General features: G+C 75.3%; 27 protein-coding genes, 1 tRNA gene and 1 pseudogene. 14 read left to right on the top strand and 15 right to left on the bottom strand.

Translation table 11 applies throughout. The annotated features are described in order from the left end of the window. Positions 1 to 16: 16 nt before the first annotated feature. Entirely contained in the window at positions 17 to 2,086 is a 2,070-nt protein-coding gene (locus G1H19_RS14075) for an acyl-CoA dehydrogenase family protein (RefSeq protein ID WP_162392884.1), read from the bottom strand. Beyond that, on the bottom strand, positions 2,083 to 2,805 hold the full coding sequence (locus G1H19_RS14070; protein WP_328593526.1) for a TetR/AcrR family transcriptional regulator: 723 nt from the start codon (positions 2,803 to 2,805) through the stop codon (positions 2,083 to 2,085). Before G1H19_RS14070 ends, G1H19_RS14075 begins: the two co-directional genes overlap by 4 nt. 91 nt (positions 2,806 to 2,896) lie before the next feature. Here G1H19_RS14070 and G1H19_RS14065 point away from each other — a divergent pair, with 91 nt between their 5' ends. The 4 genes from G1H19_RS14065 (at position 2,897) to G1H19_RS14050 (ending at position 6,561) form a co-directional block, all read left to right on the top strand. After that, positions 2,897 to 4,183, top strand: coding sequence for an acetyl-CoA C-acetyltransferase (locus G1H19_RS14065; RefSeq protein ID WP_152729318.1), 1,287 nt, complete (start codon positions 2,897 to 2,899; stop codon positions 4,181 to 4,183). Positions 4,184 to 4,212: 29 nt separating this feature from the next. Beyond that, a complete protein-coding gene (locus G1H19_RS14060) occupies positions 4,213 to 5,559 on the top strand; it encodes a 3-oxoacyl-ACP reductase (protein ID WP_152729320.1) in 1,347 nt (448 codons plus the stop codon). Next, a complete protein-coding gene (locus tag G1H19_RS14055; RefSeq protein WP_152729322.1) occupies positions 5,559 to 6,413 on the top strand; it encodes a MaoC family dehydratase in 855 nt (284 codons plus the stop codon). Before G1H19_RS14060 ends, G1H19_RS14055 begins: the two co-directional genes overlap by 1 nt. 61 nt (positions 6,414 to 6,474) lie before the next feature. Next, positions 6,475 to 6,561, top strand: a tRNA-Ser gene (locus tag G1H19_RS14050). Between the two features lie 131 nt (positions 6,562 to 6,692). On the opposite strand, the gene G1H19_RS14045 is transcribed toward G1H19_RS14050, so the two are convergent. Continuing rightward, positions 6,693 to 8,570, bottom strand: coding sequence for a helicase-related protein (locus G1H19_RS14045; RefSeq protein ID WP_162392885.1), 1,878 nt, complete (start codon positions 8,568 to 8,570; stop codon positions 6,693 to 6,695). Between the two features lie 362 nt (positions 8,571 to 8,932). On the opposite strand from G1H19_RS14045, the gene G1H19_RS14040 reads away from it, so the two are divergent. Continuing rightward, positions 8,933 to 9,973: a GGDEF domain-containing protein gene (locus G1H19_RS14040; protein WP_235928096.1), complete on the top strand. Its 1,041-nt coding sequence runs from the start codon at positions 8,933 to 8,935 to the stop codon at positions 9,971 to 9,973. 7 nt (positions 9,974 to 9,980) lie between these two features. Here G1H19_RS14040 and G1H19_RS14035 read toward each other — a convergent pair whose 3' ends face one another. The 8 genes and pseudogenes from G1H19_RS14035 to G1H19_RS14005 all read right to left on the bottom strand — a co-directional run bounded on the left by G1H19_RS14035 (position 9,981) and on the right by G1H19_RS14005 (position 15,811). Continuing rightward, positions 9,981 to 11,147, bottom strand: coding sequence for an NAD(P)/FAD-dependent oxidoreductase (locus G1H19_RS14035; RefSeq protein WP_162392886.1), 1,167 nt, complete (start codon positions 11,145 to 11,147; stop codon positions 9,981 to 9,983). Between the two features lie 85 nt (positions 11,148 to 11,232). After that, positions 11,233 to 11,409, bottom strand: coding sequence for a hypothetical protein (locus tag G1H19_RS23305; RefSeq protein ID WP_162392887.1), 177 nt, complete (start codon positions 11,407 to 11,409; stop codon positions 11,233 to 11,235). 85 nt (positions 11,410 to 11,494) lie between these two features. After that, complete coding sequence (locus G1H19_RS14025) at positions 11,495 to 11,947, bottom strand: MaoC family dehydratase (RefSeq protein WP_152729324.1); 453 nt, start codon at positions 11,945 to 11,947, stop codon at positions 11,495 to 11,497. Continuing rightward, a complete protein-coding gene (locus tag G1H19_RS24585) occupies positions 11,944 to 12,156 on the bottom strand; it encodes an AMP-binding enzyme (protein WP_235928097.1) in 213 nt (70 codons plus the stop codon). Before G1H19_RS24585 ends, G1H19_RS14025 begins: the two co-directional genes overlap by 4 nt. 97 nt (positions 12,157 to 12,253) lie before the next feature. Beyond that, positions 12,254 to 12,571: pseudogene (locus tag G1H19_RS24580) on the bottom strand (AMP-binding protein); the annotation flags it as partial. Further along, positions 12,564 to 13,433 carry an amidohydrolase family protein gene (locus G1H19_RS14015; RefSeq protein ID WP_162392889.1) on the bottom strand — a complete coding sequence of 290 codons (870 nt, stop codon included), beginning with the start codon at positions 13,431 to 13,433 and terminating at the stop codon, positions 12,564 to 12,566. The gene G1H19_RS14015 and the pseudogene G1H19_RS24580, both read right to left, overlap by 8 nt. 169 nt (positions 13,434 to 13,602) lie before the next feature. Then, positions 13,603 to 15,468, bottom strand: coding sequence for a SpoIIE family protein phosphatase (locus G1H19_RS14010; RefSeq protein ID WP_152729326.1), 1,866 nt, complete (start codon positions 15,466 to 15,468; stop codon positions 13,603 to 13,605). 142 nt (positions 15,469 to 15,610) lie between these two features. After that, positions 15,611 to 15,811: a hypothetical protein gene (locus G1H19_RS14005; RefSeq protein WP_152729328.1), complete on the bottom strand. Its 201-nt coding sequence runs from the start codon at positions 15,809 to 15,811 to the stop codon at positions 15,611 to 15,613. A gap of 185 nt (positions 15,812 to 15,996) precedes the next feature. On the opposite strand from G1H19_RS14005, the gene G1H19_RS14000 reads away from it, so the two are divergent. After that, positions 15,997 to 16,464 carry an NUDIX domain-containing protein gene (locus G1H19_RS14000; protein WP_152729330.1) on the top strand — a complete coding sequence of 156 codons (468 nt, stop codon included), beginning with the start codon at positions 15,997 to 15,999 and terminating at the stop codon, positions 16,462 to 16,464. Positions 16,465 to 16,470: 6 nt separating this feature from the next. Here the strand turns inward: G1H19_RS14000 and G1H19_RS13995 are convergent, their stop codons facing one another. After that, positions 16,471 to 17,271, bottom strand: a complete 801-nt coding sequence (locus G1H19_RS13995; RefSeq protein WP_235928098.1) for an endonuclease/exonuclease/phosphatase family protein — start codon at positions 17,269 to 17,271, stop codon at positions 16,471 to 16,473. Between the two features lie 166 nt (positions 17,272 to 17,437). On the opposite strand from G1H19_RS13995, the gene G1H19_RS13990 reads away from it, so the two are divergent. From G1H19_RS13990 to G1H19_RS13980, 3 genes are all read left to right on the top strand, one after another. After that, entirely contained in the window at positions 17,438 to 18,682 is a 1,245-nt protein-coding gene (locus G1H19_RS13990; RefSeq protein ID WP_202925892.1) for an esterase-like activity of phytase family protein, read from the top strand. Positions 18,683 to 19,042: 360 nt separating this feature from the next. Beyond that, on the top strand, positions 19,043 to 19,930 hold the full coding sequence (locus G1H19_RS13985) for a 1,4-dihydroxy-2-naphthoyl-CoA synthase (protein ID WP_162392890.1): 888 nt from the start codon (positions 19,043 to 19,045) through the stop codon (positions 19,928 to 19,930). A gap of 56 nt (positions 19,931 to 19,986) precedes the next feature. Then, positions 19,987 to 20,313, top strand: a complete 327-nt coding sequence (locus G1H19_RS13980; protein ID WP_235928099.1) for a hypothetical protein — start codon at positions 19,987 to 19,989, stop codon at positions 20,311 to 20,313. Between the two features lie 4 nt (positions 20,314 to 20,317). On the opposite strand, the gene G1H19_RS13975 is transcribed toward G1H19_RS13980, so the two are convergent. Then, complete coding sequence (locus tag G1H19_RS13975) at positions 20,318 to 20,827, bottom strand: DUF5946 family protein (RefSeq protein WP_152729336.1); 510 nt, start codon at positions 20,825 to 20,827, stop codon at positions 20,318 to 20,320. Positions 20,828 to 21,086: 259 nt separating this feature from the next. Here G1H19_RS13975 and G1H19_RS13965 point away from each other — a divergent pair, with 259 nt between their 5' ends. From G1H19_RS13965 to G1H19_RS13945, 5 genes are all read left to right on the top strand, one after another. Then, the gene (locus G1H19_RS13965) at positions 21,087 to 22,199 is read left to right on the top strand and encodes an NDMA-dependent alcohol dehydrogenase (protein WP_162392892.1); all 1,113 of its coding nucleotides are present in this window, start codon (positions 21,087 to 21,089) and stop codon (positions 22,197 to 22,199) included. A gap of 36 nt (positions 22,200 to 22,235) precedes the next feature. Next, positions 22,236 to 22,535, top strand: a complete 300-nt coding sequence (locus tag G1H19_RS13960; RefSeq protein WP_152729338.1) for a hypothetical protein — start codon at positions 22,236 to 22,238, stop codon at positions 22,533 to 22,535. Positions 22,536 to 22,582: 47 nt separating this feature from the next. Beyond that, positions 22,583 to 23,248 (top strand): HAD family hydrolase, encoded by a 666-nt coding sequence (locus tag G1H19_RS13955; protein WP_152729340.1) that lies wholly within the window; start codon positions 22,583 to 22,585, stop codon positions 23,246 to 23,248. Between the two features lie 70 nt (positions 23,249 to 23,318). After that, positions 23,319 to 23,897 carry an RNA polymerase sigma factor gene (locus G1H19_RS13950; RefSeq protein ID WP_152729342.1) on the top strand — a complete coding sequence of 193 codons (579 nt, stop codon included), beginning with the start codon at positions 23,319 to 23,321 and terminating at the stop codon, positions 23,895 to 23,897. A 205-nt stretch (positions 23,898 to 24,102) separates the two neighbouring features. Beyond that, complete coding sequence (locus G1H19_RS13945; RefSeq protein WP_152729344.1) at positions 24,103 to 24,750, top strand: hypothetical protein; 648 nt, start codon at positions 24,103 to 24,105, stop codon at positions 24,748 to 24,750. Positions 24,751 to 24,820: 70 nt separating this feature from the next. Here the strand turns inward: G1H19_RS13945 and G1H19_RS13940 are convergent, their stop codons facing one another. Together G1H19_RS13940 and G1H19_RS13935 are read right to left on the bottom strand one after the other, a co-directional pair. Then, positions 24,821 to 25,003 carry a hypothetical protein gene (locus tag G1H19_RS13940; protein WP_152729346.1) on the bottom strand — a complete coding sequence of 61 codons (183 nt, stop codon included), beginning with the start codon at positions 25,001 to 25,003 and terminating at the stop codon, positions 24,821 to 24,823. A gap of 651 nt (positions 25,004 to 25,654) precedes the next feature. Next, complete coding sequence (locus G1H19_RS13935) at positions 25,655 to 26,119, bottom strand: hypothetical protein (protein WP_152729348.1); 465 nt, start codon at positions 26,117 to 26,119, stop codon at positions 25,655 to 25,657. Positions 26,120 to 26,253 lie beyond the last annotated feature (134 nt).

Here is a 26,253-nt window from a genome sequence, read left to right as displayed (position 1 = left end):
GGCACCGGTCGGCCGATCACTGCGCCGGTGCCATCTCCAGCTCGGTCGCCGTGGCGTCGGTGGTGGCGACGGAGGCGGCGACGGCGGGCGTCCCGTAGCCGCCGGCCCGGATGCGCGCGTCCTCGGCGGCCATGGCCTCCTGCCGGTCGTGCTCCTCCTCGATGATCGCGCAGGCCTTCCACTCGTCCGGGATGGCGAAGGCGTCGACCAGCGTGCGCATGTGCGGGCGCAGCTCGCGCAGCAGCTGGTTGACCGTCGCGCTCAGTGCCTTGCCGCGGGCCGGGGTGAGCCGGCCGTGCTCCAGGAACCAGGCCTTGTCCGCCTCGATGGTGCTCAGGGCGTACAGGTCGCAGAGCTTCTCGAGCAGCGCCCGGGCCCGCGGGTCGGTGCACCGCTCGATGCCGGCGACGAAGGCCTCCAGCACGATCCGGTCGATGTGCGTCTCGGCCGTTCGCAGCACGTGGTCCTGCACGTTGTTGAAGATGTCGAACTGGCGGATCCCGGGGGTCGAGGCGCCCTTGCGCAGCCGCCGGATGGCGCCGTCCAGCACGTGCCTCTCCCGGTCCTCGAAGGCGGCCAGCTGCCAGCCCCGGTCGAGCATCGACACGTCCTCGTCCCGGCCGGGGACGGCGTCCACCAGCCGCTGGACCAGGCCTCGGGCCGCGGTGCGCTCCAGCACGGCCTCCCGCACCTGCTCGGCGACGAAGGCGGCCTTGCCCCACCCGTCGAGGCTGCCGAAGGCGTCCCGGTAGCCGGTGAGCAGGCCCTTGGCGACCAGCTGCAGCAGCACGGTGTTGTCGCCCTCGAAGGTGGTGAACACGTCGGTGTCGGCCTTGAGGCTGGCCAGCCGGTTCTCCGACAGGTACCCCTGGCCGCCGCAGGCCTCGCGGGCCATCTGGATGGTGCGGGTGGCGTGCCAGGTCTGCGCCACCTTCAGGCCGGCCGCCCGGGACTCCAGCTCGCGCTGCGCCTTCTCGTCCAGCTCGCTCGCGCCCTGCACGTCGTGCAGCGTGCTGACCAGCTCGCCCTGGGCGAAGTGCAGCGCGTAGGTGGTGGCCAGCGCGGGCAGCAGCTTGCGCTGGTGCACCAGGTAGTCGTTGACCACGATCTCGCGCTCCTCACCGGGGGCGGCGAACTGGCGGCGGGTGTCGCCGTAGCGCACCGCGATCTCCAGGGCGAGCTTGGTCGCCGACCCGGCTGCGCCGCCCACGCTCACCCGGCCGCGCACCAGCGTGCCGAGCATGCTGAAGAAGCGGCGCGTCTCGTTCTCGATGCTGGACGTGTAGGTGCCGTCCGCTGCCACCTGCCCGTAGTGGTCGAGCAGCATGTCCCGCGGGACGGTGACGTGGTCGAAGGACAGCCGACCGTTGTCCACCCCGTTCAGCCCGGCCTTGGGGCCGTCGTCGCCGATGGTGACGCCGGGGCACGGCGTGCCGTCCTCGTCGCGGATCGGCACCAGCCAGGCGTGCACGCCGTGCCGCTGGCCCTGGGTGATCAGCTGGGCGAAGACGACGGCCATCCGGCCGTCCTGCGCGGCGTTGCCGATGTAGTCCTTGCGGGCCGCGTCGTGCGGGGTGTGCAGGTCGAAGGTCTCGGTGACCGGGTCGTAGGTGCACGTGGTGCGCAGCTGCTGCACGTCGGACCCGTGACCGGTCTCGGTCATCGCGAAGCACCCGGGCAGGGCGTTGGTGATGATGTCGGCCAGGTACTTCTCGTGGTGGCGCTGGGAGCCCAGGGCCACCACGGCGCCGCCGAACAGCCCCCACTGGACGCCGCCCTTGACCATCAGGGACAGGTCGCAGAAGGCGATCATCTCGATGGAGGTGACCGAGCCGCCCTGGTCGTCGGTGCCGCCGTACGCGACGGGGAAGCCCAGGCCGGTGGCGCCGGTGGCGGCCAGCTCGGTGGTGAGCCGGGAGACACGGGCCCGGGCCTCGGGGATCGTCTCGCCGTACACCGGGGCGAAGCGGGGGTCGGCCAGCTGCTCGCGGGCGCCCCGGCGGACCTCCGCCCACCGGCCGTCCAGGACGTCGGTCAGGGCCGCCGTGACGGCGGGGTCGGGCTGGCTGGGCAGGGTGCTGGTCACTGTTCCTCCGTGGTGGTGGTGTGGTTCGCGTGCACGGCGGGCCCGAGGACGCCGGAGATACCGGACCAGGCCAGGTCGGTGAGGTGGGCGGCGAGCTCGGCCCGGGGCATCGGCCGGCCCGCCTGGAGCCAGCGGTCGCCGGCCGAGCGCACGAGGCCGACGATGCCGTGGCCCCAGGGCTCGGCGGCGGCGGTGTCCCGGCCGGCGGCGGCGAGGCTCCCCGCCAGCAGGGCGGCGGCCTGCCCGCCGACCATGTCCGACAGGGTGCTGATCGGGTCGCCCTGGCCGGTGCCGCTCTCACGCCGCTCGGCGGCCGGCGGGTGGACGACGAAGCGGTACAGCTCGGGGCTCGCCTCGATGAAGGCGAGATAGGTCTCCAGGGCGGAGGCCATCATCGCGCGCGGCGGCCCGCTGCTGGACATGGCCGCGCCCAGGGCCTGGGTCAGCTGCTCGGCCACCCGGGTGCACACCGCCAGGTGCAGGTCGCTGCGGTCGGCGAAGTGCCGGTACACCGCGGTCTTGCTGGTGCCGGCCTCGACGGCGATCTCGTCCATGCCCACGCCGGCGCCGTGCCGGGCGACGGCGGCGACGGTGGCCTCGACCAGCTGCTCGCGCCGGGCGCGGCGGTGCTCGTCCCACCGGGAGTCCCGGCGGTCGCGGCGGTGCGCGACGGCACTCACGCTCGGGGCGCTCCGCTCGGCGGTCCGGTCGGCTTTCACGACACCGACGGTACCTGATACTGTCGGTACTGGCTACCGATCCGTTCGACGGCCGCAGGTGCACCGCCCCGTTCTCGACCAGGAGGTCGGCATGACAGCCCCCCGCACCCGGAAGGCCGCGATCATCGGCGGCAACCGGATCCCGTTCGCCCGGTCCAACTCCGCCTACGCGCAGGCGTCCAACCAGGACATGCTGACCTCGACGCTGGACGGTCTCGTCGCCCGCTTCGGGCTGCAGGGCCAGCAGGTCGGCGAGGTCGTGGCCGGCGCGGTCCTCAAGCACTCCCGGGACTTCAACCTGACCCGGGAGAGCGTGCTGGGCTCCCGGCTGTCGGCGGCCACCCCCGCCTACGACGTCCAGCAGGCGTGCGGCACCGGCCTGGAGGCCGTCGTGCTGGTGGCCAACAAGATCGCGCTCGGGCAGGTCGACTCCGGCATCGCCGGCGGCGTGGACACCACCTCCGACGCCCCGCTCGCGGTCAACGACGACCTGCGCCGGGTGCTCGTGCAGGTGAACGCGGCGAAAACGCTGCAGCAGCGGCTCAAGGCACTGTCGGGGATCCGGCCCGGCCAGCTGGTGCCCGACATCCCGCGCAATGCCGAGCCCCGCACCGGCCTGGCGATGGGCGAGCACGCCGCGATCACCGCGGCGGTGTGGGAGATCGGCCGGGAGGAGCAGGACGAGCTGACCGTCCGCTCGCACCACAACCTGGCCGCCGCCTACGACCGCGGCTTCTTCGACGACCTGCTCACCCCCTACCTGGGCCTGACCCGGGACCAGAACCTGCGGCCGGACAGCTCGATGGAGAAGCTGGCACGCCTGTCCCCGGTGTTCGGCCGGGGCGAGGGCGCCACCATGACGGCGGGCAACTCCACCCCGCTCACCGACGGCGCCTCGGTGGTGCTGCTCGGCTCCGACGAGTGGGCCGCCGCCCACGACCTGCCGGTCCTGGCCCACCTGGTCGACGCCCAGACCGCGGCCGTCGACTACGTGCACGGCGGCGAGGGGCTGCTCATGGCCCCGGCGTACGCGCTGCCGGTGCTGCTCGCCCGCAACGGCCTCACGCTGCAGGACTTCGACCTCTACGAGATCCACGAGGCCTTCGCCTCCACCGTGCTCTCGACGCTCAAGGCCTGGGAGGACCCGGCCTTCTGCAAGGAGAAGCTGGGCCTGGACGGGCCGCTGGGCCCGATCGACCGGTCCAAGCTCAACGTCGCCGGCTCCTCGCTGGCCGCCGGTCACCCGTTCGCCGCCACGGGCGGCCGGATCGTGGCCTCGCTGGCCAAGCTGCTGCACCAGCAGGGGCCGGGCCGTCGCGGGCTGATCTCCATCTGTGCTGCCGGCGGCCAGGGCGTCGTCGCGATCCTCGAGTCCTGACCCTTCCCGCGTCCCGGAGGACAACACCCATGAGCGACTGGTACCGCGATCTCGCCAACTCCGGCGTCGGCGCCGCGCTGACCCGCCGGCTCGGCCTGCCCCGGCCGGCCGTGCTGCGCCGCTACACCCCCGGTGACCCCCTGCTGCCGGGCCCGGTCGTCGTCGTCGGCACCGCGGGCGGCCGGCTGGCCGACGAGGTCGGTGCCGTGCTCAAGGAGGCGGGGGTGACCGTCCTGGCCGCCGACGCCGCCGCCGACGCCGAGCGGCTGGGCGCCGTCGTCCTGGACGCGACCGGGGTGTCGAGCCCGGCCGACCTCGCGGTCGCGACCACCGCGCTCGCGCCGGCGGTCAAGCGGTTGCGCTCCTCGGGGCGCGTGGTCGTGCTCGCCGACCCGGCCACCGACGCCGCCTCGCCGGCGCAGGCCGCGACCCGCCAGGCGCTGGACGGCCTGGTCCGGTCCCTGGCCAAGGAGCTGCGCAGCGGCTCGACGGCCAACCTGCTGCTCGTGCCGGCCGGGGCGGACGCGTCACTGGCCGGCCCGCTGCGGTTCTTCCTCAGCGGTCGGTCGGCCTACGTCGACGGCCAGGTGGTCACCCTGTCGCCCGCCGAGCTGCCCGCCGCCGAGGCCGCCGAGCGCCCGCTGGCCGGTCAGGTCGCCGTGGTCACCGGTGCCGCCCGCGGCATCGGTGCCGCGATCGCCCGGGTGCTGGCCCGTGACGGGGCGCACGTGGTCGCCGTCGACGTGCCGGCTGCGGGTCAGGCACTGGCCGAGGTGGCCAACGAGATCGGCGGGACGGCCTTCGGGCTGGACATCACCGCCGGCGACGCCCCGGCCCGGCTCGTCGAGCACCTGCGGGAGCGGCACGGCGGCGTCGACGTCGTGGTGCACAACGCCGGCATCACCCGGGACAAGCTGCTGGTCAACATGGACGCCGCCCGGTGGGAGTCGGTGATCGCGGTGAACCTGCAGGCGCAGCTCGACCTCACCACGGCCCTGCTCGCCGCCGACGGGCTGCTGCGGCCCGGCGCCCGGGTGGTCTGCGTCAGCTCGCAGTCGGGCATCGCCGGCAACCGCGGGCAGACCAACTACGCGGCGTCCAAGGCCGGGATCATCGGCATGGTGCGGGCCTGGGCGCCGGAGTTCACCGCGCGCGGGGCGACGATCAACGCCGTCGCGCCGGGCTTCATCGTCACCGAGATGACGGCGAAGATGCCGATGGGCACCCGGGAGATCGGCTCGCGGATCAACTCGCTGCAGCAGGGTGGGCTGCCGGTCGACGTCGCCGAGACGATCGCCTGGCTCGCCCAGCCCGGCAGCGCCGGGGTCAACGGGCAGGTCGTGCGGGTGTGCGGCCAGTCGATGCTGGGCGCCTGATGGCCCGCCAGGAACTCGACGGTCCGCCGTCGATGGCGCAGCTGTTCGCCCGGGCGGCGCTGACGGCGCGCGGGCGCGGGGGAGACCTGCCGGACACCCGGATCGCGCGCACCGGGGTCACCGTCGAGGCGGCCCGGCTCGCCGAGTACGTGCGGGTGTGCCGGTTCGCCTTGGGCGACACGCTGCCGGTCACGTACCCGCACGTGCTCGCCTTCCCGCTGCAGGTGGCGCTGATGAGCGACCGGGCGTTCCCGCTGGCGCTGCCGGGGCTGGTGCACGTGCGCAACCGAGTCGAGCAGCTGCGGCCGGTGGGCACCGCCGAGCCGCTGGACCTGGAGGTGTGGGCGGACACCTTCGCCACCCACCGCAGCGGCGCGACCGTCGACCTGGTGGCCTCGGTCCGGGCCGGCGGCGCCGAGGTGTGGCGCAGCCGCTCCACCTACCTCGCCCGGGGCGCCACCGCGCCGCAGGATGCGCCCACCGCGGAGGTCGACGTGCACGTGCCGCCGCTGGACACGGCCGCCGCGCAGTGGCGGGTGCCCGACGACGCTGGGCGCCGGTACGCCGCGGTGTCCGGGGACGTGAACCCGATCCACCTGTCCGGGCTCACCGCCAAGGCGTTCGGCTTCAAGCGGGCCATCGCGCACGGCATGTGGGTCAAGGCCCGCGCACTGGCGGCGCTGTCGGGCCGGCTGCCCGACGCCGTCGCGGTCGACGTCGGCTTCAAGAAGCCGCTGTTCCTGCCCTCCACGGTCACCCTGTCGACGGCGTCGCACGGCGCCGGCTGGGACCTCGCGGTGCGCAACGCGGCCAGCGGCGCCGACCACCTGCTGGGCACCGTCCGCCCGGTCTGAACCGCGCGGCGCCGGTGGGCCACCTGCCGACCGGCGTCGCGCGGCTAGGCTGGCCCGGCCGGGAGGGCTCGCCTAGTGGCCGATGGCGGCGGTCTTGAAAACCGCTAGGGGTGAAAGCTCCTCGAGGGTTCGAATCCCTCGCCCTCCGCTCAGCTCAGCCCCAGCCCGGACCGTGATCGACGGTCCGCGTGAGCCCGCGTCGCGCCCGCCCAGGAGCCGACGCCGCCCGCGCGCCGTGCTGCCGCGGGCAGTGGGGCCTCTGGCGGCTGGTGGAACCGCTCAGCCGCGGCCGCGCCGGCGTCGGCGGCCCGCCGGCGGGGTGTCCGCGGTCGCTGCCCGGCCGGGCTCGCCACCGGTGGCCCGCCGCCCACCACGGCCGGCCTCGCTGCGCCCACGGCCGGTCGTGGAGCGCTCGCCACCGGAGCGCGCGGGGCGTCCGCCGCCGGGCCGGCCGGTGCGGCCGTCCGGACGTGAGCCGCCGCCGGTGGGCACCCGGCAGTCCCGGCAGGTCGGGAACCACGGCGCGACCGCCGTCCCGCAGCCGGTGCACCGCCCGGACGCCGTCGCGCTGATCGCCTCGGGCAGCAGCTCGGTGATGGTCGCGGCGCACGCCTCCTCGACCTCGGCGGCGTCCTCGCTGGTCAGCCCGCCGACGCCGGGGAACTGGCGCAGCAGCGTCTGGGCGTCGCGGGCGGCGGCGGCCGCCTGCTCGTAGTCCTCCACCGTCCCGCGCAGCGGGTAGGGCACGAGCACCGTCTCGGCCTCGACCGGCAGGCCGGCCAGGTGGCTCAGTGCCGCCCGGGCCAGCACCAGCCAGCGGGTGCGCCGCGGCGGGTTGTAGTCGATCGGCAGCGTGACCAGCCGCCACACCGTCTCCAGGTCGGCGCCGGCGCCCAGCGGACCGCGCAGCAGCGGCAACAGCACGTGCACGCGGGCGACCAGGTCGGTGACGTCGTCGGCGGTCATCGCCTCGTCCTTGGTCGCCGCCCGGGCCCAGGCCATCCAGCGGGTCAGCGCCTCGGGCAGGTCGACGGCCATCCAGGCGCCCAGGTCGTCCAGCTCCGGGCGCAGCCGCGGCGCCCGCTTCGGCAGGTCGCTCATCGCATCGCCGCGGGCCACCTCGGCGCCGGCCGCGACCAGGCCCAGGTCGGGCTTGAGTCCGGACACCCCGGTGAGCACGCCGGCGCTGCCGTGCCCGGTGAGGCCGTAGCGGCCGGCCCGGCCGGCGATCTGGGCGGCCTCCCAGGTGCGCAGCGGGCGCACCTGCTGGCCGTCGAACTTCGTCGTCTCGGCGAACAGCACCGCGCTGGCCGGCACGTTGATGCCGTGGCCGATCACGTCGGTGGTGACCAGCACCTCGAGCTCGCCGCGGGTGAAGCGCTCGATCACCTCGCGGCGCGTGGCCGGCGGCAGGGCCCCGTAGAGCACGCCCACCTTGCCGGGCCGGGCCGGGTCCAGCGCCGCGGCGACGGCGTAGACCGCCTTGCGGGAGAACGCGACGACCAGCGTCTGCGGGCGCACCGCGTCCGGGCGCACCGGCTGCTTGAGCAGGTCCAGCCGGCTCAACCGCTTGTGGTTGACGATGGTGGTCTTCTTGGCGTCGGCGACCAGCGGCCGCAGCAGCAGCAGCGCCTCGGCGGCCGAGATCAGGTGCATCTCCCGGTACTCGCCGGTGAGCAGCAGCCGCGCCCAGTGGTGCCCGCGGTCGGCGTCGGCGACCCAGTGCGACTCGTCGAGCACCAGCAGGTCCCCGCGCATGGGCGCCTTCTCCACGGTGCAGCAGACGATCGGCGCCATCGGGTCGATCTCCTCCTCCCCGGTGGACAGCCCCACGGTGCCGGCCGGCAGCTCGGCCGACAGCCGCTCGTAGGCCTCGTGGGCCAGCTGGCGCAGCGGCGCGGCGTACACCCCGGACCCCTCGGCGGCCAGTGCCTGGAGCGAGTCGTAGGTCTTGCCGGAGTTGGTCGGGCCGAGGTGGAAGACGACCTGCTCGGGGCGGGTCGCCCGGCTGGGCAGGATCGGTGCGGCGCCCTCCACCCAGATCTGCTGGGCCCGCTTCTCGGCGGAGGCGGCGGTGCGGTCGGCGGTGCGGGAGGCGGCGTCGCGCACGGCGGTGCGCTCGCGCCGCCGTGCGCCTGCCTGGGGGTGTGTGCTCACGTGTGGGGTGGTGCCCTTCGGTGGTCAGCGCCGGGCCCGTCGGCTGAGGGCCTGCGTGCGGCTGTGCGGTGGTGCTGGCGGTCCGCCCCGCGTGGGGCCGTCGCCTGCGGCTGCGCGTGCCCGGCGGCCGGGGCCACGGGCGGGGACGTCACGGGCATGTCGTCGCGCCCCGGGCGCGGCTGCCGTCGCGGCGTCCGTCGTGGTGGACAACACGCGCGAGGCGCCGTGCATGCCCGTCGACGGTGACCGGCCAGAGCTCGTGGTACCGATCATGCCCCACCGGCCGATCGCACCCACCCCGTCGGGGGGAGGGCGCGCCGGTCCGGCTGACGCCGAGCGGCTGCCGGGCCGACAACCAGGACGTGGAACGCAGCCGGGGGTGGTGGCCCCGGGACCCCCTGCTCGCCGCGCGGTCCGCCGCCGTCCTCATGCTGGTCGCGGCCGGTGTGCTGATGCTGTTCGTGGTCATCGGCCCGCCCGCGGGGGCGCTGGTCGACGTCCCGGCGTCGCTGTCCTCCATCGTGCTGCTGCTCGCCGGTGCCGCCGCCTGCTGGTGGACCTCCCCGCAGCGGCTCGGCGCCACGGGCGCCTGGCTGGTCGTGCCGCTGGGTGCCGTCCTCGTCATCCTGATGCTCAACCTGGTCACCGCGGACACCTCCGCCGCGGCCCAGGTGTTCCTGTGCTTCCCCATCCTGTGGGCGGCCTCGCAGCTGCGCGGGGCCGCGGCTTCGCTGGTCTGCCTCGTCGCGGTGCTGGGCAACGCGGTGGTCGTGCTCGGCCTGGACCCCCCGGCCACCGCCGTACCGGACATCGTGTTCGTCGGGGTGGTGCTGGTCGCGATGACCGGGCTGCTGACCCGGGCCGCGGACCGGCAGGAGGCCCTGGTCACCGCCCTGCAGCAGCAGGCCGCCCGGGACCCGCTCACCGGCCTGGTCACCCGCCGCGTGCTGGACGACGCGGCCACCCGCGCGCTGACCGCCGTCAGCGACAAGGCGGGCACGGCGCTGGTGCTGGTCGACGTCGACGGGTTCAAGGCGGTGAACGACGAGCACGGGCACCCGGTCGGGGACGACGCCCTGGTGCACCTGTCGGCACTGCTGTCGGCCCAGGTGCGGGCCACCGACGCGGTGATCGGCCGGCTGGGTGGCGACGAGCTGGCCGTGCTGATGCCGGGCTGCTCCGCCGAGGTCGCCCGGGTCCGCGCCGAGGGCTTCGTGACCGCGGTGCGTGCCCACCCGCTGCACCTGGCCGACGGGCGGCTGCTGTCGCTGTCGGTCAGCATCGGCGTCGCACACGCGCGGCCGCTCACCGCCGACCTGCAGGCGCTCTACGTCGCCGCGGACGCCGCGCTGTACGCGGCCAAGCGGGGTGGCCGCGACCAGGTCGCGGTCGCCGCGCCCTGAGCGGGCCTCACCGCAGCCGGCGCACCGCAGCGGCCAGTGACCGGCCGGTCAGCCGGCCGTCTGCCAGCCCCAGGTGCACGACCTCGTCGAACACCCGCTGGTCGTGGGCGGCCGCGCGGAAGGCGCCGTCCATCACCGCCGGCCACCGGCTCACCCAGGACGCCGCCCCGCTGTGCACCAGGTGCGTGCCGAGCCGGCGGCGCAGCAGCCGCCGGTGCCGGGCACCCGCACCCCCGCCGCCCTGCCCCGGGACCCCGCCCGCACCCCCGCCCTGCCCCCGGACCCCTCCTGCGACGGCGGCCTCGCCGGCCAGCGCACCGGAGGTCACCGCGTAGAAGATGCCCTCGCCGGTCAGCGGGTTGACCAGCGACAGCGCGTCACCGGCCAGCAGCACCGGTCCGTCGGGCTGCCGCGGGCGGCCGGTGGACAGCGGCAGCCGGTGCGCCCGCAGACCCTCCGGGGCCACCCCCGGCAGCAGCCGGTGCAGCCCGGCGACCAGCTCCGCCCGGGTGGCCCGGGAGGACACCAGCTCGCCGTAGCCGACGTTGGCTCGCCCGTTGCCGATCGGGAACGACCAGGCGTAGGCCGGCCAGCGCTGGTCGGTGGTGGTGATCACCTGCACGCCGGCCTGGCCGGGCAGCTCGGGGGCGTAGCCGCGCAGCGCCACCGCCAGCTGGTGCGGCCGGTTGCCGGCCATGCCGAGCGCCCGCCGCACCACCGACTCCGCGCCGTCGGCCCCGATCAGCACCCGCGCGGTGAGCAGCCCGTCGACCTCGACGCCGTCGTCGGTGACCTGGAGCCGCCGCACGGTGTGCCGGCGCAGCTCTGCCCCGGCGGCCTGCGCGGCGGCCAGCAACCGGCCGTCGAACACCGCGCGGGGCACCACGGCCGCCGGCCGGTGCATCGCCCGCTCGACCGTCGTCCCGCCGGGGGAGCGCAGCCGCAGCCGGGGCACCAGCGGGTGCCCGGCGACGAGCTGCGCGGTGTCCACGCCGAGCCCGGTGAGCACGTCGAGCGCCTCGGGGGCGATGCCGTCACCGCACACCTTGTCCCGCGGGAAGTCGGCCCGGTCCAGCACGAGCACCGAGGCCCCGGGGCGGTGCCGCAGCACCGACAGTGCCGCCGCCGACCCCGCCGGCCCGCCCCCGACCACGACGACGTCCCAGGCCTCCACGCCGCCGACGCTAACCCCCCAGCCCCCGCCCCCCGGATCCCCCGCCTCACGTCCTGACTTTTTCGGGCAAAAGTCAGGGAGGGGGTCAGCCGTTGCTGCCGGTCTCCTTGCACGAGGCGTCGTGCGCGTTGTCGGCGGTGGTGGGCTGGGAGTCGCAGTTGGTCTCGCCCCGGCCGACGTCGGTGTTGTCGCCGCAGCCCGCGAGCAGGCCGACGGCGGCCAGGGTGAGCACGGTCCTCTTGAGAGTCGCGGTCGCGTCCATGACGCACCCGGTGCCCACTCGGCGGATCTGGTAACCGGTGGGGCAGTAGCTGGAGTGCTCGGCCGGCCCCTGCGCAGGGGTCCTCCTAGTAGGTGCGGAAGACCGGCTCGGCGATGCAGACCGGCTTGGCGGCGCCCTCGGCCTCGATGACCGCGCCGATGGTCAGCTGCAGGCCGCCGGCGACCTCCTCGACGTCCTTGAGGGTGGCGGTGAGCCGGATCTTGGCGCCGACCGGGACCGGCGCGGGGAAGCGGACCTTGTTCAGCCCGTAGTTGACGCCCATCTTCGCGTCGCTGACCGTCAGCACCTGCGCGTACATCGGGATGAGCAGCGACAGGGTCAGGTACCCGTGCGCGATCGGCCCGCCGAAGGGGCTCTCGGCCGTGGCGCGCTCGACGTCGACGTGGATCCACTGGTGGTCGTCGGTGGCGTCGGCGAAGGTGTTCACCCGGTCCTGGGTGATCTCGAACCAGTCGCTCTGGCCCAGCTCGGTGCCCTTCAGCGCGGGTAGCTCGGCGAGCGTGGTGGTGGTGGTCATGTGCGCTCCTCCTGGGGACGGGTGAACTGCTCACGCAGTTCCGGCTTACGGATCTTGCCGCTCGCCGTCGTGGGCAGGCTGTCAGTGAAGCGGAAGTGCGCGGGCACCTTGAACCCGGCCAGCCGCTCGCGCAGGGCGGTGCGCAGTGCGGCCGCGTCCAGCACGGCCCCGGCGCCGGGACGACGACCGCCAGCCCGACCTCGCCCCACCGCTCGTCCGGCACGCCGAGGACGGCGGCGGCCTGGACGCCGGGCAGCTCCGGCAGCGCGGACTCCACCTCGGCCGGGTCCCGTGCTCGCGGCCGTGCAGCACCACGACGACGCCCGCGTCGGCGAGCACGTAGGTGATCCCGGGGACGGTCAGCCGGCCGTCGACCGGCACCCAGACCGCGCCCAGCCGGGCGCAGGCCAGCAGCGACTCGAGCACCGCCGGGTGGTTCGCCGACACGCAGCCGACCCGGTCGCCCGGCCCGACGCCGAGCCCGGCCAGCGCGGCGGCCGCGGCACGCACCCGCTCGGCGAACCCGGCGTGCGTGGTGGTGCGGCCCTCGAACCGGATCGCCGGCGCGTCCGGGCGGACCCGGCGCTGCCGCTCCGGCCAGGACCCGATGCCGGCGTCACGCACGGTCCAGCCCGAGGGCGCGGATCGCGTTCTGCTTCATGATCAGCGGCCGTACCTCGTCCCTGATCTCCAGGGCCTCGAAGTCGCGGATCCACCGCTCCGGGGTGAGCAGCGGGTAGTCCGAGCCGAACAGCACCTTCTCCTTGAGCAGGGTGTTCGCCGCGCGCACCAGCTGGGGCGGGAAGTACTTCGGCGACCAGCCGGACAGGTCGATGTAGGCGTTGGCCTTATGGGTGGCGATGGAGATGGCCGAGTCCTGCCAGGGCACCGACGGGTGCGCCATGATCACGGTCAGGTCGGGGAAGTCGGCGCAGACGTCGTCCAGCAGCATCGGGTCGGAGTAGCGCAGCTTGATGCCGCGCCCGCCGGGCAGGCCCGCGCCGATGCCGGTCTGGCCGGTGTGGAACAGCGCCGGGACGCCGAGGGCCTGGATCTCCTCGTACAGCGGGTAGACCCGGTGGTCGTTGGGCAGGAAGTCCTGCAGCGACGGGTGGAACTTGAAGCCCCGGACGCCGTGCTGCTCCACCAGCCGGCGGGCCAGCCGCACCCCGGAACGCCCGCGGGCGGGGTCGACCGAGCCGAACGGGATGAGCACGTCGGGGTGCTCGGCGGCCAGGTCGGCGATCTCCTCGCTGGACAGCGTCGGCTGGCCGGTGGCGGCCTCGGTGTCGACGGTGAACACGACCGCGGCCATGTCCTTCGCCCGGTAGTCCTCGGCGATCTGCGGCACCGTCGGGTGGTACGGGTCGCCCTTGAAGTACTTCGACGCCGCGGTCAGCAGCTCGTCGTCCATGGAGAAGTGGCCGTGCTGGTCGGCCTCCACGTGCACGTGCACGTCGATGGCGACCAGCTTGTCGAGGTCCACGGGCGGCCTTCCCGTCGGGGATGTGACGTGGTGCACGCTAGCTGTCCGCCGGGGGCGTCAGCGCGGCAGGACGTCGGTGACGAACCAGGTGAGGAACCGCTCGGTCGACCCGGGCTCGAGCTGGTGGCGGCGCAACGGGACGGTGCCGGCGGGGGCATCGCTCACGAGGTCATCCTGCCGGTCGGGCCGGGTTGCGCAGCACCAGCAGTGCGATGTCGTCCGAGCCCGGCGTGCCGAGGGACTCCAGCAGGGCGCCGCACACGTCGTCGGCGGGCAGCCCGCGGGTGCCGGCGGCGGCGTGCAGCAGCTGGGTGGTGCCGGCGTCGAGGTCGTGCCCCCGGCCCTCGACCAGCCCGTCGGTGTAGAGCACCAGGGTCTCCCCGGGCCGCAGCACGCTGAGCCGGTCCCGGCGGCGCCCGGCGGCGTCCGCGGGCAGCGCGAGGCCCAGCGGCCGGTCGGCGCCGGAGTCCAGCAGCCGCGCGCGGCCGTCGGCGTCCACCACGACCGGGGGCAGGTGCCCCGCCGACGTCCAGCGCAGGGTCACGTCGCCGGCCGGGCCGGCCCGCTGCACCTGTGCCAGCTGCGCGGTGGCGAACACGGAGGTGCCCAGCCCGTCGGTCGCGGCGTCCACGGCGGTGAACACCTCGGCCGGGCTGAGCCGGCCGTCGTGGCCGGCCATCCGGATCATCGCCCGCAGCTGGCCCATCGCGGCCGCGGCGGCGATGTCGTGCCCGGCGACGTCCCCGATGACCAGCGTGGTCGCGCTGCGGCCGTCGACGAAGGCGTCGTACCAGTCGCCGCCGACCACCTGCCGCCGCCCGGCCGGCCGGTACCGGGCGGCCAGGTCCAGCTGTTCCGGGTGTGGCAGCAGCTCGGGCAGCAGCGCCCGCTGCAGCCGCAGCGACGCCCGACGTTCCTGCTGGTAGGCCAGCGCGTTGTCCAGCGCGAGGGCGGCGCGGGCGGCGATCGTCTCCACCAGCACCACGTCGTCGTCGGAGTAGGGCGTGGAGCCCTGCACCCGCACCACGGTGAGCACGCCGCTGACCTGCCCGCGGGCCCGCAGCGCCACCGAGATGCTGCTGATCGAGTGCAGCTGCACCACTGCGGTGCGCTGCTCGGCGCTGAGGTCGGGGGAGTGCGGGTCGATCACCTGCACCACCTGGGTGACGCCGGTGCGGGCGACGAGACCGGGCCCGCTGCGGTCGGAGAGCCGGCGCGGCAGCAGGTTGGTCAGCCGCTCGGCCACCGCCTGGCGCGCCGGGTCGCGGTGCAGCAGAAACTGCCCGGCCAGCGCGTCGCGCTCGACGGCGTGCACGAACGCGTAGTCGGCCACCGCCGGCACCGCCAGCCGGACGACGGCCTCCCAGACCGCGGGCAGGTCGAGTCCGGCGGTGAGCAGCTCGCCGATCCGGGCGAACAGCGCCTGCCGCTCCTGCGCCCGCCGCGCCTCGGCCGCCGCGCGCTCGGCGACGGCGGCGGAGGCCTGCGCCGTGCGCACCGCCTCGTCGGCCGCGGCGAGGGCGGCGCGCAGGGCCACCTCCCGCGTCGCCCCCTCGGCCAGCACGGCGAGGTTGGTCCGGTCGGCCGCCGTCCACTCCCGGGGCGTGGTGTCGCTGACGCAGAGCGTGCCCAGCACATGCCCGTCGGGGGTGTGCACCGGGTGCCCGGCCCAGGACACCAGCTCCCGGGTGTGCACCGCGGGGTTGTCCCGGGTGCGCTCGTCCAGCCGGACGTCGCCGAGCACGAGCGGCTCGCCGGTGTCCACGACGAACCGGCAGTAGGACTCGGCGATCGGCAGCCCGGTGTCCGCCCCGGCCGAGGTGCCGGACTGGGCGACGAAGTGGCTGTGCGCGTCGTCGACGACGGTGAGGAAGGCGTAGGGCGCGCGCAGCACGGTGCGGGCGGTGTCGACCAGCCGGGACAGGGCGGGCCCGGGGTCGCCGCCGACCAGCCCGGTGGCGCGCACGGCGGACAGCCGGGCGGCGTCGGCGGCCCGGCAGTGTCCGGGGGCTGTGTCCCCCGGTCCCACGAACACCGTTGGTCCCCCCTGGCGGACCGGCTCTCCCGTCCTCGGGGCACCGGGTCCGCCCCGATGATGGGGCACGGCAGGCTGTGAGGGAAGTGTGGCGCAGCGTGCTGGTCGGCCGGGCCGTCGCCGAGGCTCGCCGCCGGGTGGTTCAGGCGGCGGCGAGCGGGCCCCGCTGGCGGGGGAGCGAGCGCAGCAGCTCGGCGAGCGCGCCGGCGTCCCGCTGCACGCGGGGGCGCAGCGCCGCCGGGGCGAGCGGGGCGTCCAGGCCCAGCAGCTCGACCTGCTGGCCGAGCGCGGCGAGCAGGTGGTCGGCGTCGGCCAGGGGCTGCCGCGGGGTGGGGATGGTCACCGGTGTTCTCCTCGCCACGTGCCGGCCGGTCGCCGGGCTCTGCGGGGTACATCGGCGGCCTGCCGGCCGGACTGGAGCCCAAGCGGGGGTGACGCCCGACCGGGTGCCGGACGCCGGCGCCCCGGCGACGCACGGTGACCGGCCCCCCCGGCACCGTGGGCGCCGGCGGGGGACACTGGTCGGTGATGACCTCCGTGGCGACCGACGGCTGGACGACCTGCGACCTCGGGCACCGGCACTGGGGCCTGGCCGGCGCGGCCGGGCTGCTCGTGCACCGCCCCGCGCCGGGCGGCGTCCAGGTGCTGCTGCAGCACCGGGCCGGCTGGTCGCACCACGGCGGCACCTGGGGCACCCCGGGTGGCGCTCTGCACCCGCAGGAGTCGCCGGCGGACGGCGCGCTGCGCGAGGCCGGTGAGGAACTCGGCCTGCGGCCGGGCGACCTCGTGCTCGGTGGGGAGTACGTCGACGACCACGGCGGGTGGCGCTACACCACGGTGCTCGCCGTCCCGGTGGCCCGGCTGGAGGTCGCCGACCTGACCCTGGACGCGGAGAGCTCCGGCGCGGGGTGGTTCGGTGCCGCCGAGCTGGACGCGCTGCCGCTGCACCCCGGGCTCGCGGCCGCGCTGCCGGCCCTCTGGCCGCTGGTGGCCTGAGGGCGGTCAGCCGCGGCGCACGGTCGCGGCGAGCAGCCGGTGGTCCCCGACGGTCAGCTGCCGGGCCTCGGGCCGCTCCGCGGTCAGCGCACCGAGCCCGAGCAGGTGGTCGAACTGCACCCGCGGCCGGTCCGCGGGGTAGCTGCCCCCGGTGACCAGCCGCTGCGCGCCCAGCATGGCGCCCGGCACCGGACCGACCAGGTTCAGGTCACCGGCGACGACGACCGGGCCCGGCAGCGACCGCGCCCAGCGGCCCAGCCGCAGCAGCTGGCGCAGCGCGGTGTGCGGGGCGAAGGAGAGGTGGGTGGCGACCACGGTGAGCCCGTCCAGCTCGGCGGCCACGGCGACCCGCGGCTCGTCGGGGAACCACCACCAGCGGGGCACCCCGGTGCGCGGGTCGGGCGCCTTGATCGGCAGTTTCGCCCGCCCGGCCCCCAGCGGCAGCACGTGCCACGCCCGCACCGGACGGCGGCTCAGCAGCGCGATGCCGTAGTGCGGGCCGGCCGGGGCTTCGTCCAGCGGGTGCCCGGGTGAGTCGGCGGCCAGCCAGCTGCGGAACGGGTCCGGCGTCCCGGCGACGGTCGGCACGAACCGGCCGTCGACCGTCCCCAGGGCCGCGCCCAGCACGGCCGGCTGGTCCACCCCGTGCGAGCGGGGCTGGTGGACGTCGACCTCCTGCACCGCCAGCACCTCGACGTCCAGGCCGGCCACGGCGGCGGCCAGGCCGTCGGCGCCGGTCGACGGGCCGGACAGCCCGCGACCGGAGGCGATGTTGACCGTGCCGATGCGCAGCTCCGTCGTCGACACGCCCCCGACGCTAACCCCCGCGGGCCACCCCGGTCCGCCCGGTCGCGCCCCGGTGCCCGCTGAGCGGCCGCTGTGCGTTGGCCGCAGTGCTCGGCGCCGTTCACCCGGCGGTCACCGGCGGGCACTGGTGTCAGGGGGTCACCCCACCCCGTCCGAGGAGCTCCCTGTGCGCACCCGTCCCCGCGGCGTCCTCGTCGCCGCTGCCGTCGGCCTGACCCTGACCGCGTCGGTGTCCCCGGCCTCGGCCCACCGCGCCGCCGAGCCGACGCTGCTCTCCCGCGCGCTGCTCTCCGCCACCGCCTACCAGCCGGGCCCGCCGTCCGGCGCCGCGACGACCCCGGCCAACGGGGTCACCCCGCCGTACCCGGGGCAGCCGGTGCCCGGGTTCTCCGCGGTGCTGCCCGCCGAGGCCGGCCGCTCCGACGGCCGGCACCTGCTGGCCATGCCGGACAACGGCTACGGCGCGAAGGGCAACTCCGCGGACTTCCTGTTGCGCATCTACGACATCAGCCTCGACCCGCGCACGGCCGGCGGGAGGGGCACCGGTCAGGTGACGGTCAACGGGTTCCTGTCCCTGCGCGACCCCGACGGGCACGTGCCGTTCCCGATCGTCAACGAGGACACGCCCGACCGGCTGCTCACCGGCGCCGACTTCGACATCGAGTCCCTGCAGCGCGACGGCCGCGGCGACCTGTGGGTGGGCGAGGAGTTCGGCCCGTACCTGCTGCATCTGGACGCGACCGGCAAGGTGCTCCAGGCCCCGGTGCCGCTGCCGGACGGGCGGAAGTCCCCGGCCTCGCCGGACCTCGCCCCCGGTGAGGTGCCGACCGTGCGGTCGAGTCGCGGGTTCGAGGCCATGGCCGCCGCACCCGGTGGCCGGTACCTGTACCCGATCCTGGAGGGGGCGCTCACCGACGACCCCGACCAGCGCCGCCGGGTGGTCTACGAGTTCGACACCCGCACCAGCGCCTACACCGACCGCACCTGGTCGATCCGACTGGCCGAGCCGCAGCTCGTCGTGGGCGACGCCCAGGTGCTCGGCGGTGGCCGGCGGCTGCTGTTCATCGAGCGGGACGACTTCGAGGGGCCCGAGGCCCGGGTGAAGCGGCTGGTCGTGGCCGACCTGGACTGCACCGACGCCGCCGGGTACGCCTCGCGCCGGGTGGCGGTCGACCTGCTCGACATCGCCGACCCCGGCGGTGTGTCCAGCCCCGCCCGGCCCGGCGAGTTCGGCGTCGGACCGGAGTTCAGCTTCCCGCTGACGTCGGTGGAGTCGCTGCTGCCGCTGGGGGGCAACCGCGTGCTGGTCGCCAACGACAACAACTTCCCCGGCAACGACGGTCGCATCGCCGGGCGCCCGGACGACACCGAGCTGATCGTGCTGGACGTGCCTGGCCTGCGCGGGCGCTGAGCCGGCGTTCCGGCCGGCGGCATCGCCGGCCGGGACGGACCTGCTCGTCCTGCGTCGGCCGGGCCGCCACCCTGCACTCCGGGAGTGGGGCGCCCAGCACCATCCGTCCGACCCGGAGGACGCATGACCACCACGGACGAGCCCGAGACCAGCAGTGTGTCCCGCCGGTCGTCCCGAGCGGGCCGGGCCGACCTCCTCCCCGGACCGCACGACGCTGTTCGTCATCCAGGAGGACGGCCTCGTCCTCGCCATCGGGGGGCCCTTCGCCCGCCAGAGGTGAGCCGCGGTCCCGGCGGGAGCCACGGCTCCCGCCGGGGACGGCGCGTGCCGTGCCCGGCGGGCCGGGATAGGTTCGCCGGTGTGAGTGCCCGCGCGGACGTCTCGGAGACCTTCGACCCCTCGGCCTGGCGCGAGGTGGACGGCTTCGACTTCGCCGACATCACCTACCACCGCGCGGTCGACGCCGGCGTGGTCCGGATCGCCTTCGACCGGCCCGAGGTGCGCAACGCCTTCCGGCCGCAGACCGTCGACGAGCTGCTGCAGGCCTTCGAGCACGCGCGGCTGTCCACCGACGTCGGCTGCGTGCTGCTCACCGGCAACGGGCCCAGCCCCAAGGACGGCGGCTGGGCCTTCTGCTCCGGCGGTGACCAGCGGGTGCGCGGGAAGTACGGCTACGAGGCCTCCGCCGGCTCGTCGGGGCGGCTGCACGTGCTCGAGGTGCAGCGGCTGATCCGGTTCATGCCGAAGGTCGTCGTCTGCGTCGTCCCCGGGTGGGCGGCCGGCGGTGGGCACAGCCTGCACGTCGTCGCCGACCTGACCATCGCCTCGGCCGAGCAGGGCCGGTTCAAGCAGACCGACGCCGACGTCGGCAGCTTCGACGGCGGGTTCGGCTCGGCCTACCTGGCCCGCCAGGTGGGGCAGAAGTTCGCCCGCGAGATCTTCTTCCTCGGCGAGGAGTACTCCGCCGAGGACGCCCACCGCATGGGCATGGTCAACCGGGTGGTGCCGCACGCCGAGCTGGAGGCCACCGCCCTGGACTGGGGCCGGCGGATCGTGGCCAAGAGCCCCACTGCCCAGCGGATGCTCAAGTACTCGTTCAACCTGCTGGACGACGGCCTCGTCGGCCAGCAGCTGTTCGCCGGGGAGACGACCCGGCTGGCCTACACGGCCGAGGAGGCGGCGGAGGGCCGGGACGCGTTCCTGGAGAAGCGGGACCCCGACTTCTCCCGCTTCCCCTGGCACGTCTGAGCCGCCGCCCACCTGACTTCTTCGGGCTCAAGTCACCCTGGGAGAACACAGTGATCGTGGAGATCGTGGGAGGCGCCGACGAGGTGCCCGAGGTGCGGGTCGTGGACGTGGACGACCTGGGGGCGCTGCACCTGGCGCTGGGTGAGGTCACCGACGGCGAGGCCGATGGCCTGCTGCGGGACGCCGGCCTGGGCCGGCTGGAGGACGCGACGACCGGCTTCCTGGACGTCGCGGCGCTGCGGGCGGCCGCGCAGCCGTCGGCCACCGGCGCGGACTGGTCGCAGCGTTTCGACGGCATGGTGGAGCACGCCCGCGGCAAGGGCTGGCTCAGCGGGGACGGCACCGCCCTGCAGGTGCACGTGGAGAGCGCCGCCGGCGCCTGATCGGTCAGGCGCTCGCGGTGCTGCCCGCGACGATCACCGCCACCTCGTCGTGGGCCGGTGACCAGTCGGCCCACACCGCGTCGGCCCAGGAGCGCACCAGCGCGGACAGGTCGACGACGTCGAGATCGGCGGCCATGTCCGCGGGCGTCGACGTCCAGGAGGCCGGCCGTTCGGCGGTCACCGGGGGCAGGTCACCGGCCCGGTCGACGACGGTGGCGGTCTGCGCGTCGTCCGCGTCGTGGACGTGCGCGCGCAGCCGGATCAGGGCCGCGGTGAGCCGGCGGGGGTCGCGCTCGTGCTGGGCTGCGTAGGTGGCGTCGGCCAACTCGACCAGGGCGGCCGCGCGCACGTCGGTGTGCGCCTCCTCCCGGCTGCCGTGCAGGGTCTCCGCGAACAGCTCCGTGCAGGCCCGCGAGGCGCCCGGGTGCCGGGGGCCGGTCGCGCCGGGGACCTCGGCGAGCACCGCGCCGCACCCGGGGCACGCAGCGGTGATCGGTTCGGTGGGCCCGCTCACCGGGCGTCCCGCTCGTCGTGGGTGCAGGCGGCCCAGCAGGCGGTGCGGTCGTCGTGGTGCTGGTCGGCGTAGCTCACGAACACCTTCCGGTCGAGACGTTCCAGGTCGGTTCGCCGTGGTGGAGCCGCTCGGTGACCTCCGGCAGTGCCGTGCAGAGGGCGCGCAGGCGGGCGAGCGGCTCGTCGGGCACCGGCCGATCCTCCCGCATGCGCCGGGCCCCCGCTGACGGTGCACCCGGGCGACCGGCAGACTCGCCGGGGTGGAGACCCAGGGGGCCGTGCTGCGCGGCGCAGGGCAGGACTACGAGCTCGTGACGCTGGAGGTCGGCGACCCCGGCCCCGGTGAGGTGCTGCTGGAGATGGCCTTCGCCGGCCTCTGCCACTCCGACGAGCACCTGCGGCACGCCAACGCCGGGGGGCGGTACCCGATCGTCGGCGGCCACGAGGGGTCCGGCACCGTGCTCGCCGTCGGGCCCGGGGTGAGCCGCCTGCAGCCCGGCGACCACGTGATCACCAGCTTCCTGCCGGCCTGCGGGCACTGCCGCTGGTGCGCCACCGGCCGGTCCAACCTGTGCGACCTGGGCGCCACCATCGCGACCGGCCAGCTGCCCGGCGGCACCTGGCCCTTCCGGCTGGACGGCGAGCCCCTCGGCGGGTTCTGCATGGTCGGCGCCTTCGCCCGGCACACGCTGGTCAGCGAGTTCTCCTGCGTGCGCATCGAGCCGTGGGTCGCACTGGACACCGCGGCGCTGCTCAGCTGCTCGGTGCCGACCGGCTGGGGCTCGGCGGTGTACGCCGGGGGCGTGCGGCCCGGTGACACCGTCGTCGTCGTCGGGGTGGGCGGGGTGGGGGTGAACGCGGTGCAGGGCGCGGTGCACGCCGGCGCGCAGCACGTCGTCGCCGTCGACCCGGTGGCGTTCAAGCGGGAGTTCGCGACCCGGCTCGGCGCCACCCACACCGCCGAGGACGCCCGGACCGCGGCGGGGCTGGCCCGGGAGCTGTCCCGCGGCACCGGCGCCGACGTGGTGGTGCTGGCCACCGGCGCGCTCGACGTCGAGACCACCAGTGGGGCGGTGCGCTGCCTGGGCAAGGGCGGCACGCTGGTGCTGACCGCCCTGGCCGACCTGCCGACCGAGGTGACCGTCTCGCTGCTCGGCAACCCGCTGACGGTGTTCGAGCACCGGGTGCAGGGGGCGCTGTTCGGCTCCTGCAACCCTTTCCGGGACATCCCGGCGCTGCTGCGGCTGCACGAGGAGGGCCGGCTGGAGCTGGACGCGCTGATCACCCGGCGCTACACCCTGGACCAGCTGGCGCAGGGCTACCGGGACCAGGCGGCCGGGGAGACGATCCGCGGGGTGCTGGTGCACGGCTGAGCCTCACGGGGGTCCGGGTCGGCTAGCGTCGGGCAGGTGAGCACCCCGGCGTTGCGGACCCTGGTGGGCGTCGTCGCCGGCGGGCTGCTGCTGGTGGGCTGCTCGTCCGAGCCGCCCGCGGCGTCGGAGATCTCGGCGGCGATGCAGGCCGACGGCGTCTCCGCCGCGATCGCGGACTGCTTCGCCGACCAGGCACTCCAGGCCGGCCTGGACGGGGACACCCTCGACGCGCTGGCCGAGGACGGCGTGGCCACCGACGACGGTGGCGACATCACCGTCGCCGAGGACGACCAGGACCAGCTGTCGGCGATCTCGGCGGCCTGCTCCGGCTCCTGACCGGCAGCGAGCCGGTTGGCCCGGCGCTGAGTGGGCAGGAGCAGCCCATGGCCGGGTCCACGATCGCAGTGCTCGACGTCGACGGGACGCTCGTCGACTCCAACTACCAGCACGCGCTGGCCTGGTACCGCGCGTTGCGGGCGCAGGGCGAGACGTTCCCGGTGTGGCGCATCCACCGGCTGATCGGCATGGGCGGTGACCAGCTGGTGACGGCGCTGGGCGGGGACGACCTGGAGCGGCGGGTCGGGGACGCCGCGCGGGAGCAGTGGGTGACCGAGGTCGACCGGCTGATCGACGAGATGAGCCCGCTGCCCGGGGCGCGTGACCTGCTGGTGGCGCTCCGTGAGCGCGGCCACCGGGTGGTACTGGCCAGCTCGGGCAAGGCGCAGCACGTGGAGACGTACCTGGACCTGCTGGACGCCCGCGAGCTCGCCGAGGACTGGACCACCAGCGACGACGTCGAGGCCAGCAAGCCGGCGCCGGACCTGCTGCAGGTCGCGCTGCAGAAGCTGGGGGAGCCCGCCGACGCGCCCAGCGTGATGATCGGTGACTCACCCTTCGACGTGCAGGCCGCCCGACAGGCCGGGATGCCGGCCCTGGTCGTGCGCAGCGGCGGCTTCGGTGACGACGAGCTGCGGGACGCCGGCGCCGTCGCCCTCTTCGACACCCCGGGTGACCTCGCCGCCCACCTGGACGACACCGCGCTGCGCTGATTGTTCGGGCCGGGACGGCGCCCCAGACCGCCCGGCTGTAACGGCCGGGCGGATCCGGACGTATACAGGCGTGATCGCACTCGACGGGGACTCGCCGCCCGGTCCACGGCTCCGTCCGCCCGAGGAGCTGTTCGAGCTCGCCTACCGGGCCCATGGCGTCGCCGTCCTCGGGTACGCGCTGCGCCGCTGCGCCGACCGGGAGGACGCGCTGGACATCGTCGCCGAGACGTTCCTGGTCGCCTGGCGCAAGCGCGACCAGCTCCCCGCCAACCTGGACGACGTCCTGCCCTGGCTGTTCGTCACGGCCCGGTGGGCGATGGCCGACCACGGGCGGGGGGAGCGGCGCGCCGAGCACCTGGGGCGCTTGCTCGCACGAGAACTGGGCACCCAGCCGCTCGTGCCCGGGCCCGAGCAGGACCTGGAGGCGCGGGCCCGCGGCCGGCAGGTCCGTGCGGCCCTGACTCAGTTGTCCGACAGCGACCGTGAGCTGATCACGCTCACCGCCTGGGACGGGTTGACCCCGGCCCAGGCCGGATCGGTGCTCGGACTGACCGCCGGCACCAGCCGCGTGCGACTCCACCGGGCCCGGACCCGCCTCCGCGTCGCCCTCAGCCAGCTCGCCACGGAGGACCGCCACGATGACCACTGACCAGCAGCTCGACGCAGACCTCGCCACCGCCGATCCTGTCGACACCGGCGCTCTGCGGCAGCTGCCTGCGGCGTTCCTGGCAGAGCTCCGTGGGTCCGACGAGGACGCGGGACGGACCGTCGAGCCGCCCGCCGGCGTATCCGTCCGCCCGCGTGTCGGGGAGGCGGCCGGTCTTGGCGCGCCGACTGTGCGCCCCCGTCGGGGTGTGCGGCGCCAGTTCCTGGCCGGCATCGCGGCCGCCGTCGGTGTCATCGCTGCGGCGAGCCTCGTGCCGGGGGCCACCCCGACCGCCTTCGCCGACTACGACGTCTCGCCGGCCCCGCTGTCACCCGCCGAGTCCGAGCAGGTGGTCGACGACTGCCGCGCGCTCGGCCCCCTGTCCATGGGGGATGCGATCGCCCCGGCCGTCCCCGTGCTCGCCGAGCGACGGGGCAGCTGGTCCTATGTGGTGTTGGTGAGCGACACCCAGGTGACCACCTGCCTCGTCCGGCGGGGAGCCGCGGCAGCCGACGACCTGGTGCTCGCCAGCGGCGGTGGGCGCACCCCGGACACGTCGGCGCGTCCGGTGACCGGGGTCCGCCTCGACGGTTCGACCTTCACCCAGGCCATGCCGGGGGAGGAGCCGTCCCCCGATGCGTTCGGCTCCGCCGTCGGCCAGGCTGCACCAGGCGTCACCGCCGTCGACGTCGTCCTCCCTGGTGACCGGGTCGTCCACACGACGCTCACGCCTGACGGCTGGTGGGGAGCCTGGTGGCCCGGCGGGCTGGACAGCGAGGGCAACGGTCAGGCCACCGCGCTCCGGTATGCGGACTCCGCCGGGACGGTCGTCGAGGTGCCCTATGGGGACGGTTGACCAGGGAGCGGCGAGCCGTTGACCCGCTCATCGGACGGCAACTGTCGGGTCGGGTCGTGCGGCGGCCGGATCAGGCCAGGTACCCCGTGTCCGGGTTGATCTCGTCCAGGAACTCGCTGATCGTGGTGCGCATCTGCGCCTCGCTCATGGGCTCCCCGACGCCGGACATGCTGAGACCGTAGGCCGGGTCGTGGGCACCGCTCACCCAGGTGAAGTCGTAGGTGCCCGGCCAACCGGGCCGTGCGGCGACCACCCAGTCCTCGCCGTCGACGTGCAGTCGGTGCTCGGTCGATCGTTCCTCCCCACTCGCGCGCGGCTCCGGGTCGGCCGTGGCCCTCGCCGGCGGGCAGGGGTGTGGCCAGAAGTCGCTGCTCCTGCCATTCGTTGCACCACGAGACGATCACGGAGAGCTCTGCCTTCGCCGCCGTGGGTGGCGCAGCCATCACGGCCGTGGCGAGCTCCTCCCTGTAAGGGGTGAAGATGCGGTCCTCCACGCTGTTCGTCATCAGCATCGTCGGTGTCGCGCTCAGCGGCGCCGCCCTGCTCCTGCTCGTCCCCCGGTTGTTCGCACGGAACGGTGGGCCGGCACCCGCGGTGTACCTCGCTCCGCCCTCGCGGTCGCGGTCTCCGGTGGTGCAGCCAGACGGTGGCGGCCGCTCACGCCCGGTCGTGGGGGACACCGTCCCTGAGGGCGACGATCGGGACTGCCAGGACTGGCTGGGTAGTGCTCAGCGCGGACGCCGCGCTGGTGGGCTGGACAGCCCGTCCACTGGACGGTGACTGGGGCCTCGCCCAGGCCGCCGTCGACCCGGGGGACGCCGACCTGCGCGCTCGCCGACCTGCGCGATCATCGGCCGCGGTGCCGCCGCCCGCGGGTCCGGTCAGCTGCGGGGGCGCGAGCCCATCACCGGGGGCCGACGGGGGCCTTCGGGCCGGGCAGCCACGACGGCCAGGAGCGCGGCAACCCGTTGAAGCAGGACCCGGACACGGGGTAGTCGGCGGGCGGCGCGGTCCAGCTCAGGTACGCCCGGACCGAGAACCACAGCAGGGTCAGGGAGAGCGCGATGCCGAGCGCGTAGGAGATGGTGCGGTACGGGACGAACAGGCAGACCAGCCAGCCGGTCGTCACCGAGACGAAGGCGAGGGGGACCAGCGGGATGCTCGTGACCTGCAGCTGGAAGAAGCCGTTCCCGATGTCGCACTCCACCATCGCATTGCCGCGGATGAAGTAGGCCGTGACCACGGCCCACAGCGCGACCGCGTACAGGGCCAGGAGCACGAGGAGAGCGCCCGGGCCGAGCCGCGTCGCCCGCCGGGGAGGGGCGACCGGTGTCGTGTCCACCGAGTCCCACCAGTCGTCGTCCGCCACGGTCGTGCGCTCACCTCCCACGACGGTCCACGCCTCATCTGCCGCAGCTGGGCCGGCGCCGCTGGAAGAGGCACAGTGGCAGAGAACGGGACCCAGCGGTACGCGTCGGCACGGCACGGGCTGCGGCCGTCGCC

The sequence above is a fragment of the Goekera deserti genome, from assembly GCF_010685995.1.
In the GTDB taxonomy this organism is placed as follows: Bacteria; Actinomycetota; Actinomycetes; order Mycobacteriales; family Geodermatophilaceae; genus Goekera; species Goekera deserti.
Note: the sequence above shows the minus strand (reverse complement) of the source record. Positions and strands in the feature narration are given on the sequence as shown.

Bases quoted from the DNA above. Each gene is read 5' to 3' on its own strand.
- G1H19_RS14000 (WP_152729330.1), top strand. From the start codon at position 15,997: ATGACCTCCGTGGCGACCGACGGCTGGACGACCTGCGACCTCGGGCAC.
- G1H19_RS14060 (WP_152729320.1), top strand. From the start codon at position 4,213: ATGAGCGACTGGTACCGCGATCTCGCCAACTCCGGCGTCGGCGCCGCG.
- G1H19_RS23305 (WP_162392887.1), bottom strand. From the start codon at position 11,409: ATGGACGCGACCGCGACTCTCAAGAGGACCGTGCTCACCCTGGCCGCC.
- G1H19_RS13955 (WP_152729340.1), top strand. From the start codon at position 22,583: ATGGCCGGGTCCACGATCGCAGTGCTCGACGTCGACGGGACGCTCGTC.
- G1H19_RS14055 (WP_152729322.1), top strand. From the start codon at position 5,559: ATGGCCCGCCAGGAACTCGACGGTCCGCCGTCGATGGCGCAGCTGTTC.
- G1H19_RS14025 (WP_152729324.1), bottom strand. From the start codon at position 11,947: ATGACCACCACCACCACGCTCGCCGAGCTACCCGCGCTGAAGGGCACC.
- G1H19_RS14065 (WP_152729318.1), top strand. From the start codon at position 2,897: ATGACAGCCCCCCGCACCCGGAAGGCCGCGATCATCGGCGGCAACCGG.